This is a genomic window from uncultured Campylobacter sp., from assembly GCF_938030785.1.
Taxonomy (GTDB): Bacteria; Campylobacterota; Campylobacteria; order Campylobacterales; family Campylobacteraceae; genus Campylobacter_B.
In genome coordinates this window covers 1-12674 of sequence record NZ_CALHIK010000168.1, presented here as the reverse complement: position 1 = coordinate 12674, position 12674 = coordinate 1, and the positions used below count along the sequence as shown (strand labels likewise).

The window sequence follows — 12674 nt, the reverse complement described above, 5'->3', positions numbered from 1 at the left end:
TTTCTGATCTTATCAAATTTCGCGTAGCTTAGCACCAGCTCGTCGCGCGCTCTGGTGACCGCCACGTAAAAGAGCCGCCGCTCCTCCTCCAGGCTGCCGCCCATCGCCATTAGCTTGAGGTTCGGGAAGCGGTTTTGCGCCAGGTCAATGAGATAGACGCTGCAAAACTCAAGCCCCTTGCTTGCGTGCACGCTGAGCAGATTCACCCCCTCGCCCTCGCTCATCTCCTTTGCGCCCAGGGTTATGAAGTTATAAAAGCTCTGCGGATCCGCGTATTTGCCCGCGATCTGCTCTAAAATGCCGCATTTATCGTAGATGCGCGCGGTCTCGTCCTTTTTGCGATCCTCGTCTATCTTGCCGTTTTTCAGCGTCGCGCGTTTCGTCGCGATGAAATCCGCCACAAGCGCAAAAAGGCGCGAGTCTTTGATATGTGAGATCAGCGTAGCGGACCTTGCAGCGGAGCCGCTTTTTTTAAAAATTTTATAAATTTCGTGCAAAAATACGGCGCCGCCCTCGGTGATTTTATTGTGTTTTAGAACCGGGTGCGAGCGAAAAAACTCGTCAAATTCCAAAGCCTCAAAGCGCGATACCGAGCCGATGATATCCACATCGTCAAAAAGCCCGAGCTGATAGTTTTTCCTCTTTTTTTCAAAAATTTTAACGCTCTCATCCGGGCGCAAAAGACCTGCGTGAATGTTTCCGTGTCCAAGCGCGATCAGCGCGTCGAAAAGCTCCTTGCTTAGCGCGCTGCCGACGCCTCTTGCGTATTCGCACGTGCTCATAAATGCCATCATATCTTTTGGGTTTATTATCATCGCGAAAATGTCCGTAAAGGCCTTGATCTCGCGGCTTTCAAAAAAGCTCACGCCACCTTTTCGCTTCGCGCCGATACCGAGCTCCTTAAGCGCGACTTCTACGCCGTCGGCGCTGGAGTTGTTGCGAAAGATAACGGCGATCTTTTCGCGCAGAGTGGCGCTTTGCGCGATCTGTGCGGCTACGTGGGCGTATTGCGCCGCCGTATCGTCGTAAACATGCAGCCTAGGCGCGCTAAATTTACCCTCGCGGCCCACGATCAGTTTCTTTTCGTAAAGGCGCGGATTGTTCGCGATGACGCGGTTTGCAAGCGCTAAAATCGCCGAGCTTGATCGGTAGTTGATATTCAGCGCGTAAATTTTAGCGTCCGCAAAGCGCTTGCCGAAACTGCCGATGATGTCGATGTTTGCGCCGTTGAAAGCATAGATGCTCTGATCAAAATCGCCGACGCAAAAGAGGCTTTTCGTCGCGAAGGCATCTATGAGGCTTCCTTGCAGCGAGTTCGTGTCCTGATACTCGTCCACTAAAATTTCATCAAACCGTAGCGGCGCGCCCTTTCGCAGCTCATGGCGCATCTTTAGCAAGACGTCGTTGAAATCGGCGTAGTTAAATTTTGCTTTTTCCTCTTCAAACTCACGCAAAATGTCTGCGTAAATTTCGGCAAATTCCGCCTGATCCTCGTAGTTTTTGCTAAACCACGTCTCAAAATCCGCGCTCATCTCTTTGTTTTGATACAGCGAGTACACGTCGTACAGATAGGTCCCGCCGTAGGGGCGCGCGTCGCTTATGTGATAAAATTTGCGCTTTTCTACGAGGCTTTTTAGCAGCGTCTTTAGCTCGGCGGGCTGCTTTAAGATCACGCCTTTACCGAGCTCGCGAAGTAGGGCGTAGGATACGGCGTGAAAGGTGCCCGCGACGATTGCGGAGGTAATTTTTTTATCAAAATGCCGCTGTAGCCTCGCTATCATCTCGCTCGCGGCCTTGTTCGTAAAGGTAAGAAGCAAAATTTTTCTAGGGCTCGTGCCGAGATTTAGCAGATGAGCGATGCGCGCGACGATGGTGCTGGTTTTGCCCGTGCCTGCACTTGCGATTATTAGATTGTGCCCAGCAGGAGCGGTTGCTGCGGCGTATTGTTCGGTGTTTAGCTTAGCTAGAGCGTCCAAGATTATTCCTTTGCAAAAAGGCGCCATTATAGCCTAAAATCATTAAAATTCTTTGATATAATTGCGCGATGAAATTTCTAAAATTTACGTTAAAAATCGCGCTATTTTGCGCATTTGCATTCGCTCTGTTTTTGATCCTAGACGCGCTTTATCCGCTAAATTTGGATATGCTAAACAAGCAGAAGAGTAGAATTTTATACGACCGAAACGGCGAAATTTTAAATATGCAGATCAGCGACGATCAAATTTGGCGCTTTTACGCGAGCGCAGACGAGATACCGCCGCGGCTGAAACAAAGCGCGATCTACTTTGAAGATCGCTATTTTTACTACCATTTCGGCGTCAATCCAGCCTCGATCCTGCGCGCGGCTACGTATAATTTTACGCAAAATTTTACTAAAAAAAGCGAGGGTAACGTCGAGCGCGTCGGAGCCTCGACGATTACGATGCAGGTCGCGCGTATGATGCGCCCCAAACAGCGCAGCTACAAGAACAAAATCATCGAAATTTTCAACGCCTTTCAGCTGGAGTGGCACTTCAGCAAGGATGAAATTTTAGGAATGTATTTCAACCTCGCCCCATACGGCGGCAACATCGAGGGGGTCAAAACCGCGGCGTATTTTTACTTCAAAAAGGACCTGCGCGAGCTTAGCAACGCTCAAATCGCGCTTCTTAGTGTGATCCCGAAAAACCCGAACAAAAACCGCCTGGATCGCAGATCAAACATCAACGCGCTTAAAAACCGCCTAATTTCGCAGTTGCGAGAGGGCGGCGTGATCTCGCAGAGCGAGTATGAGCGCGCCATCGCGGAGCCCTTCTCGCCCAGACGCTACGCAGCGCCCAATTACGCGCCGCATTACGCGCTGTTAGCGTTTAACAATTATAAAATGCAAAATTTTACCGCCAAAGATGACGTAAATTTCACTCAAAATTTAGAGCAGGGCGGAGCGCTCGGCGGGACGGCGGGGCAAGCAAGCTCGGCTGCGCACCGAACCGCGGCGGCAGAGTCAAATTTTTCGGACGCGACTAGTGCCGAATCAAATTTTACGGCTGCGGCGAATGTTAGGGCGAATTTATCAAGTGCCGTAAACGCGCAGGTGGGAGTGGATTTGAAAGAAATGAATCCCAAAGAGGCGGATTTTAAAACGGATGCTCCGAAGAGTTTAAATTTAGGCGGAACGAGCTTAAATTTAAACGAGCGCGAAGGCGTAGAATCGCAGGCGGGCGCAAAACCGAATGAACCGAAAAATGTAAAACCAAATGAACGAGAGGGCGCAAACTTGAATGAGAGGCAAGATTTAATTAATGCTGCCCATCCGTCGCAAAATACTCAAAGTCCAAATTTAAACGAGCAACGAGGCGCTGCGCATTTGCCGCAAAATTTTAGCGCAGATACGGAAGGGCAGACCGAGTATTTGCCGCAAAATCCGAGTGCGGATATAAATTTAAACAAGCGGCAGAATGTCGTCAGTACCGCGCATCCGCATCAAAACTCGCAAAATCCGCAAAATCTAAATTTAAATAGTCGGCAAGATACCGCGCATCCGCCGCAAAATCCGCAGGCAGATGCAAACTCTAGCGAGCGGTCGAGCGCAAATTTTAGTGAACAGACAAATTCCGTTTCGGACGCTAGTGCTCAGACAGATTCTGCTCCAGGCGCCAAAATACAGACAAATTCCGTTTCAGGCGCCAAATCGCAAGCAAATTCCGCTCTAAATGCCAAGACGCGGGAAAATTCCTTAAACTCCGAAGCGAGCGCGCAGTCCAAGGAGCAAACTGCGCTAGCGCAGGAGCTTGCGCGTCTAAACGAGGGTAAAATTTATTCGAGTTTGGATCTGAAAACACAGATCGCGCTTGAGGGTTTTTTGAAAAGCGAGATCCTCTCTCTACGCGATAAGGGCGTTAGAAACGGCGCCGCGGTGCTGATCGACAACGAAAGTATGAGCGTGATCGCCTATGTCGGCAGCCACGATTTTAGCGCTAATGAGGGGCAAAACGACGGCGTGCGCTCGCAAAAAAACGTGGGCTCTACGCTCAAGCCCTTCATCTACGCCAAAGCCCTTGAGCACGGGCTCATCACCCCTTCAAAGAAGCTGATCGACGCGCCGATAACCTTCGCGGGCTATGTGCCGCGCAACTACAACCAGGGGTTTTTGGGCGCGGTTAGTGCGACCGACGCGCTAAGTCTTAGCCTAAATATCCCCGCGGTGAAGCTAAATTTGATGCTTGGTGACGACGGGCTGTATGAAATGCTATCAAACGTGCATCTGGCGGAGTTTAGCAAGGATTATTACGGCGCGGGTATAGCTCTGGGAAGCATTTCGATGAGCCTAATGGATCTTGCTCGCCTTTACAGCGCGTTTGCAAACGGCGGCAAGTTGCGAAAGCTCGAAATAGCGGGCGTAAAGATCGGCGACGATGCTAAAATTTTAACCCCGCAGGGCGCCTACATCGTAACGCAGATGTTAAGAAACGCGCCGCGCTCCTACCTCGGCTCGGTGTGGCAAAACACCCTAAACGCGCCGCCGCTGATGTTTAAAACGGGCACGAGCGCCGATGCGCGCGATCTCTACACCGTCGCGCTTACGCCCAAATTTACACTCGGCGTCTGGCTGGGAAATTTCGACGGCTCCAAGACTAGAGATCTTAGCGGCGGCGTGAGTGCGGCGAAAGTGGCGTTTAATATGTTTGCTTTCCTCGATAAATCGGGCATGCTGGGCGAGGCGGAGTTTGCGCGTCCTGCGGGCGTGAGCTTTCGGCGGGTATGCACTGACGCGTACCGCGAAAAGGAGTGCGCTCAAAGCGCCGAGGATCTCGCGATCGATGGAGTTGAGCCCAACGAGGAGTGCGAAATTTACGGCACGAGCGAGCTTTTTTATCTGCTAAAACACGGCCTAGTCGATCCTCAAAAGGTGCGCGCAGGAAGGTGCGCGGCTAAATTTGCCGCCGTAAAGCCCGTGCTAAACGACATCAACGCCAAAACCTACGAGACCGGTGCGGACGGCTTTTTGCGGCTTAAAGTGCAGTGCACGGCGGTTTTCGGGCAAAACGTCTATCTAAAGATCAGCGGCGGCAATGAAGGGCTCATCGCCTTAAATCCCATCGCTTCAAAGAGGCCCTCTTTAAATCCTGCGGGCGGAAATTTTAAAATTTCACGCTCCGCCGAGCGAAATTCTACGAAGCGAAATTTAAACGAGCGAAATCCCGCCAAGCAAAATTTAAACGGCTCAAATTTAAACGAGCAAAATTCCACGCTTTTATCGTCGGTGCCGGTCGCCGCACCGATACGCGGGCTAAATTTAAACGAGCAAAATTCCGCCGCCGACAGATCGGGCTCCGCCGAAGCAGCCTTAAATTTGGAGGATCAAAACCGCACAAAGCAGGATTTCTCCGCAAAGACTCTAAATTTAGCGCAAAGCCGCACGGTGCAGATTAAAACGGGCGAGTATTTTACGCGAGCAAACGACGAGTCTTTTATGCTGAGTCTGGGCGCCGGAGAGTACGAGATAGGCTGCTTGGATGAAAATGCAAATTTTATCAAAGCGAATTTTGTCGTAAATCAGAGAAAATAAAAGATTTTTTGTATACAATTCCATAAAATTTTTTAAAGGAATTTTTAATGAAAAACAAATTGCTAAGCGTTGCGCTGTTTTGCGCGCTAGGCGCCGTTTCTGCCTCGGGAGTCGAAATCGAGACGAAAAACGGATATTACGAGTTTGGCGGCATTGACGCAAGCGGTTTTAGCATCACGCAAAAACCGGTGCTGAAATGCTCGCCGAAAATTTCGGGCACTTACGAGAGCATAAACGAAAACACCTTCCGCTTCTATCCGCGCCCGAAGCTAAGCGCGGGCGTAAACTACTCGTGCCAGGCGGGCAAACAGAGCTTTGAGTTTGAGACCGAGTCTTTTGCAAACACCGAGCTGCGGCTGCTGCGCCCGGGACTTATCTTGGTAAGCTTCAACGACGCGGTTTCAAAAGATAGCTTGCAAAAAGCCAGCAGGGTGTTTCGCGTCATAAATTTAGCCAAAAACGACATTACCTACGAGATCACCTCGCACGACGATAGGAATTTTTTATTCGCTTTCGATCCAAAGGCGCAAAACGTAACTTTGCAAATTTCGGATCTTAGCTCCAAAGCGGGCGCGAAGCTTGAGGACGATATCGTCATAAACACCGACGAGGAGCCGTTTAACGACAATATAAACGCTTCAAATTTAAGCGGCGTGCAGATCAGAGCCGCCAGCTTAAAAAACGGCTCTCTCGCGGGCAGAATTTGCTTTCCTAGCTATATGGACGGCATCTCTGCAAAATACGTAAGGATCGAGGGTATCAATAAATTTAGCCTCACTCAGCCGCGCTATTATTACGACGAGGACGATGAGGACGGAAGCGACGATCAGTGCTACTACCACGCAGATATCGTAAGCGACGAGTTTTTACCGGAGAAATCCTATGAAGTGCGGCTGCTAAAGGGTTTCGGCGACAGCTCATACGTATTGCGCGAGGAGATCAAGCAAAATATAAAAATGGGCGATCGAATGCCTTTCGTAGCGTTTAGCGACGAGAAAAATTTCATCCCGAAATCCGCCTCGCTTGCGTTTAAAAGCTCAAACGTAAACGAAGTCAAGATCGCCGTCTCAAAAATCGGCGAGCAAAATATCAGATATTTTCTAAATTTCGCAAGCTTTGATCAGCAGGACGGAGTAAATACCCTAGCTAGCGAGATCGCGGTAAAAAACTTTGATATCGGCGGACAGAAAAACGCCGTTTTAGAAAACAAGATCGCGATGGATTTTAAGGGCTACGAGGACGGAATCTACAAGATCACGGCGTTTTACAAAGTGGGCGAAAAGATGCAAGAGGTCTCGCGCATCGCCTATCTTAGCGACATCACCGCACAGGTGGTTTTGAGCGAAAAGGGCGCGCTTATCTATACGTCGCGCTTAAGCAACGCAGAGGAGCTTAGCAGGGCGAAGGTTAAAATTTACAACGACAAAAACGAGCTGATGATCGAGGATAAAACGGACGGAGATGGAATTTTACGCATAGACGATCGTGAAATTTTATCTAAAAATCCGCGCTCTATCGAGATTACAAAGGGCGACGAGAAGGGCTTCGTGCTCTTTAATAACGCCATTGCGAGCATCGAAAAAACTACTACGCAAAAGCGCGCGTTTGTGTATTTTGCAAGCGAGCTGGTAAGCCCCGGCGAGCGACTTTTAGGCACGATCGTGATAAAAAATCGCGATTTTACCGCGCTAAAAGATACGCCGATAAAATTTAAAATTTACGATCCTACCGGAACCTCCATCCTAACTCGCGCGGTTAAAACGGACGAGTTTGGTAGCGTCAAAATAGACGAGCTTATGGGCGAAAAAAGCGGTACATACCGCCTAGATCTAATCTACGAGGACAAGATCATCGCAGCTAAGAGCTTCAGCGTCGAAAATTTTGTCCCAAACCGCGTTAAAAACGAAATTTTAACCAGCAAAGAGGAGTTCGGCGCGGATGAACTAATAATCGCCAAACTTAGCTCAAACTACCTAGCCGGCGCGCCTGCTAGCGAGCTAAAGGGCTCTTTGGAAGCGACGCTTTACGATAAGAAGCTAAAGCTAAAAGATTACGAGGGCTACTCATTCTCAAACGACCGTTTAAAGCAGCCGGGCGCCATAGTGCTTCAAAGATCGGAATTTAACCTTGATCGCGCGGGCAAAAAGGGGCTCGTACTTGATCCCGCAAGCGTCGATCAAAATGTCTCCAACGCCGCTGATATTTTACTAAATTTTAGCGTCGTCGAGGAGGGCAAAACCGTAAGCGCATACCGTTTGCTAAGCTATTTCCCGTACGACCGCATTATAGGTATTAAGGCGTCAAACGACTTCGTTTCCGCAGGCGATAGCGTGAAATTCGGCCTTGCGATGATAGATGCCAAAGCAAAAACGCCAGCCGCGGGCAAGATCGACGTTGAAATTTACCGCAACGATTTCAACTACGTTTATGACGGCAACAGATATGTCGAGCAGGAGGAATTTAGCCTCGTATCGGCATTTACTACCGACGCTCGCGAGATTAGCTATAAATTTGAAAACGGCGGCAACTACGTTGTCATCGCAAACGACTACTCAAGCGGCGCGAGTGCTAGCGTGCGCGTGGACGTAAGCGGCTGGGGATACTACGGGCGGGTAAACGCCAAGGATATTCAAAGCGCCAAAATCAAACTTGCAAGCGACAAGATTAAGCCCGGCCAGAGCGTCAAAGGCGTCATCACTTCGCCTATCGAAAACGGCGTGCTAAATATCTCGCTCGTCGGCGAAGGAATTTACGATTATAAAATTTTACGCATTAAAGGAAACAGCGCGGAATTCGAGCTACAAACGTCAAAAAATTTCATCGGCGGACATATCAACGCCGTAGTTACCCGCGCGGCGACGCCTGCTGCGATGCCGCTTCGCGCTTACGCTAACATCCCGGTGGCGCTAGATGCGAGCGAGCACAAAGCGGGAGTTCAAATTTTATCCGATAAGGTTTATAAAAACGGTCAAAACGCGCAGATCAGCGTAAAAAGCGAGCCAAATTCCAAAGTGGTGCTCTACGCGGTCGATCTTGGAATTTTAGATATCGTCTCGCAAAGCGAGCTCGATGCGTTTGGCGCATTCGACGTTAGCGCGTATTTTGCGATGCAGTATTTCGATATCTACGACGATCTTAGTGTGTATCAAACCATAGCCAAAGAGCTAAGCTTCGGCGGCGACGGCGTGATGGCGAAGGCTAAACGAAATTTAAGCCCGGTCGAAAATAAAAAGCAGAAAAAATTTATCAAGATGCTGATCGCAAAAGCGGACACAAACGGCGAGGCGAAATTTGATCTCGCGCTGCCGCAAAATTTTAACTCCATAGTCCGCCTAAGCGCTATGGCGATCGGTCAAACCGACAAGATAGGCTCGGCAAACGCGGAGGTGCGGGTCAAAGACGACGTAGTTATAAAGCCTGCGGATCTAACATATCTGGTGCGAGGCGATGAAATTTCAGTACCGCTAACGCTCATCAATACGACCGATAAGGAGCAAATTTCGATTTTAAAGATCGGCTCCGGTCCGTCCGTCTCCATAAGCGGCGGCGAAGCGAATTTCACGCTCAAACCGCTTGAGGTCAAGCACCTAAGCTTCACCGCAAGCGCGCTTGATATCGGCGATGCGAATATAAAATTTGATCTTGACGCAAACGGGCAGAAATTTAGCAATAACGTGGAATTTGACATCATCAGCCAGTTTCCGCGCTCGAAAATATTTCACGCAAGCTACGGCGATAAGCCCATAACGCTCAAAATCGATCCGAGCTATAAAGAAATTTACGCTCACGTAAGCTCTACGCCTAATGCTTTTAGCCTAGCGGAGGAGCTTTACTCCTATCCTTACGGTTGCACCGAGCAGCTTACCTCAAAGATGGTAGCGCTTGATTATATCGCGCGCAAAGATTCCAACCAGACCATAATAAACTACGTAAATGCTCACGCAAATCGCATTCTCTCTCGCCTCAAACCTAGCGGCAGTTTCGGCTACTGGAGCGCTAGCGGCGTGACTAATTACTACGCTTCGATCTATGCAAGCGACGTTTTATTGGAGCTTGATGCGCGCTATAAATTCCTTAGCAACAAGCAAAGATCGCTGATATTTAGCGCCTTAAAATCAGACTACGAAGATCAAGCGACGCTTCGAATATACGCGGATTTCGTGCTAGATCAATACGGCAAGCTCGATGATGATGAGATAAATTTCATTTACGACAACGGCCTTTATGATAACTCGCCGATGGCTCGCATCGCTATGGCTGCGATACTTAAAAAGCACAATATGACGACCGAGTTTAACTTCATGCGTGAAAAAATAAACCAAATGGATTATGACTACGCCGAAGACGGGGCGGGCTTGACGTTTGCCAGCGACATAAGAGACGCCGCTTTTAAGCTCTACGCATTCGGCAAGGCAGGCATCAAAGACGATAGCACAAGCAAGGCGGCTATCGCGCTCGTGCGCAACCTAAAAGATGCGGACAACACGCAGGAGCGAGCGAGCGTCATACGCGGCTTTGATGCGTATTTTAAGGACGCGAAAAAAGATATTAGCTTTGCTTTGAAATACGACGGCGAGACGAAAAATTTCAATTCGCCGTTGGATACCAAGCTTGCGGTTAAAGACGGCTCGATAGAATTTACGCCGATGAGCGGCAACGGCGAACTATTCTTTACCGTGCTAGGTTTCGGATATGAAAGCGCTGCGGTCAAACACAATCCGCTTAGCATAAATAGACCGTTTGATAACGACCGAGATAAGAAGGTTGAAATTTATCGCGAGTTTCTTGATGCTCGCGGCAACATCGTCGATCTAAACAAACTCAAAGTAGGGCAGAAAATTTATTCTAAGATCAGCTGGCGAGCTAATCATTATCTATATAATTTCGCGATCGACGAGGCGATGCCTAGCTGCTTTGAGGCGGTAAATGAGCGCCTAGGCTCGGCTGCACAGGCTCGGCCGGAGGGCTTTGTAGATAGCGTAGCGATCGAGCACACGGAGTATCTGTATGACCGAGTGCTTCACTTTCCGAAAAGCGGCTATTTTTACTACGATCCGCAAGAGGGATATAATAGTACCGGCGTCATCTACACGCCGATAAACGTGATCATGTCGGGCTCGTGCGCGCTTCCTGCGATCTCTATCGAGGATATGCAATACGAGCGAGTAAATAACTACGATCTACAAACGCTTAAATTTAAAGTCGCTCGCTAAGGCATAGCGATTTTAAAGCTCGGCGCAAATTTTGCATTATTGCGATTTTTGCGCCGAGATTTTTATTTTGGGCGGATACTTAGCAAACGAGCGGCATTGTAAATTTTAAAATTTTAGATCTCCGCTTGCCGAATTTCAAAATTTTATATTAATCCCTAAATTTCATAGCTTTTTACTATCCATTCATAGCGTCATTCTATTTGACTTGCCTTTAAATTCGAGTTATTATTTCTAAACATATTTCAATTAAAGGAGTTGTAATGCAAAAGCATGACGTATCAAGACGTAGTTTTTTAAAAATCAGCGCGGTTGGCGCCGGAGCGCTTGCACTGGGAGCTAGTAGTGCGAGCGCGGCGCAAAACGCCAAGGACGTTAAATTTGACGAGGAATACGACATCGTCATCATCGGCACCGGTTTTGCGGGGCTTGCCGCGGCGATTAAAGCCAGCGGACGCGGTAAAAAGGTGCTAGTGCTCGAAAAGATGGGTCGCGCGGGCGGAAATTCCGTCATCAACGGCGGAAATATGGCTGCTCCGATGAATAAATTTCAAGTAGCGCAGGGCATCAAAGATAGTAAGGAGCTTTTTATCGCCGATGCCGTAAAAGACGGGTTAGGGCTTAACCACACCGATCTTTTAGGCGTGATGTTTGATCGCAGCAACGATGCGGTGGATCTTTTGGTAGGCTGCGGAGCGGAGTTTAGCGATAAGTTGATCTTTGAAAGCGGCCACAGCGTCGCAAGAAGCTTGCAATCAACCAACGGCTCGGGCTCTGGCTACATCCAGCCGATGATGAACAAGCTTCAAAACGATTCCAATGTCACGATCAAGACCCGCACGAAATTTGACGATTTTATCGTAGACGATAGCGGCCGCGTCGTGGGCGTAGAAGCGCGCGAGGAGTATAAATTTGATCCAAAGCTCTTTAGCGACGATTTGGAAAATAAAAGCGGCGAGAAAAAGAGTTACAAAGCCAAAGACGGCGTTTTGCTAGCCTCGGGCGGATACGGGCGCGATCTATGGTACCGCCAGATCCAAGATCCGCGTGTAGTACCTACGATAGACAGCACCAACCATCCGGGAAGCTCGGCAGGAGCGATGCTTGCGGCAAATAGAATCGGCGCATTTACCCTTTTAACATCGTGGATTCAGTTCCTTCCGTATTGCTCACCCGACGAAAAGGGCTTCGGCGCTGCGGTAAATTTCACTAACCACTGCTGCAACACCTACGGTCTAACCGTCGATCCGAAGACCGGCAAGCGCTTTATGGACGAGCACGCGGGGCGTAAGATCAAATCCGATGCTTGCTTTAAGGTTATCGGCGAGAGCGAGAAAAACGATAACTATCCGGTAAACGTCTGCGATTCCCAAGCCGTCGCCGCGCGAAACCCAGTCTATACATCAAGACCGCTGGAAGCTGGCGTCGTGAAGAAATTTGACACGCTAGAGGAGCTTGCGAAGGCTTACAACCTGCCGCTGGAGCCGTTTTTAAAGACTGTCGCGGATTATAACTCTTACGTCAAAGCGGGCAAAGACCCCGAATTCGGCAAAGTGGTCGATAAACTAGACGGCATCGACGTTTCCAAACCGCCGTTTTACGCAAGTCGCACGATGCCGAAGGTGCACCACACGATGGGCGGACTTGAGATCAACACCAAAGCTCAGGTCATCTCGAGCCTTACCCACGAGCCGATCCCGGGGCTTTGGGCTGCGGGCGAGGTGACTGGCGGCGTGCACGGCGCGAGCAGGCTCGGAACCTACGCAATCCTTGATTGTATGGTTTTCGGAATGATCGCGGGCGAGAGCATCGGGGCTTAAATTTAGTGCCTGCGAAATTTCGGCGCGAAGCGGGCGCCAACGCGCGTTTTGTTAAATTTCGGCGCGGAGTAGCGGTATGTGCTTTGCGCCGAAATA

The 12674-nt window shown here is 49.4% G+C and carries 4 protein-coding genes; 3 read left to right on the top strand and 1 reads right to left on the bottom strand.

Annotated features, from left to right (window positions below; translation table 11 throughout):
- Positions 1-2003 (bottom strand): ATP-dependent helicase (locus tag Q0438_RS09850; protein ID WP_299190519.1); only part of this gene is annotated, 2003 nt, incomplete at its 3' end.
- A gap of 41 nt (positions 2004-2044) precedes the next feature.
- Between Q0438_RS09850 and Q0438_RS09845 the strand changes: the two genes are divergently transcribed.
- The 3 genes from Q0438_RS09845 (at position 2045) to Q0438_RS09835 (ending at position 12578) form a co-directional block, all read left to right on the top strand.
- Entirely contained in the window at positions 2045-5548 is a 3504-nt protein-coding gene (locus tag Q0438_RS09845; RefSeq protein ID WP_299190517.1) for a transglycosylase domain-containing protein, read from the top strand.
- Positions 5549-5595: 47 nt separating this feature from the next.
- Positions 5596-10761 (top strand): alpha-2-macroglobulin family protein, encoded by a 5166-nt coding sequence (locus tag Q0438_RS09840; RefSeq protein ID WP_299190515.1) that lies wholly within the window; start codon positions 5596-5598, stop codon positions 10759-10761.
- Positions 10762-11021: 260 nt separating this feature from the next.
- Positions 11022-12578: a flavocytochrome c gene (locus tag Q0438_RS09835; protein ID WP_299190513.1), complete on the top strand. Its 1557-nt coding sequence runs from the start codon at positions 11022-11024 to the stop codon at positions 12576-12578.
- The last annotated feature ends 96 nt before the right edge of the window (positions 12579-12674 follow it).

Bases quoted from the DNA above. Each gene is read 5' to 3' on its own strand.
- Q0438_RS09840 (WP_299190515.1), top strand. From the start codon at position 5,596: ATGAAAAACAAATTGCTAAGCGTTGCGCTGTTTTGCGCGCTAGGCGCC.
- Q0438_RS09835 (WP_299190513.1), top strand. From the start codon at position 11,022: ATGCAAAAGCATGACGTATCAAGACGTAGTTTTTTAAAAATCAGCGCG.
- Q0438_RS09845 (WP_299190517.1), top strand. From the start codon at position 2,045: ATGAAATTTCTAAAATTTACGTTAAAAATCGCGCTATTTTGCGCATTT.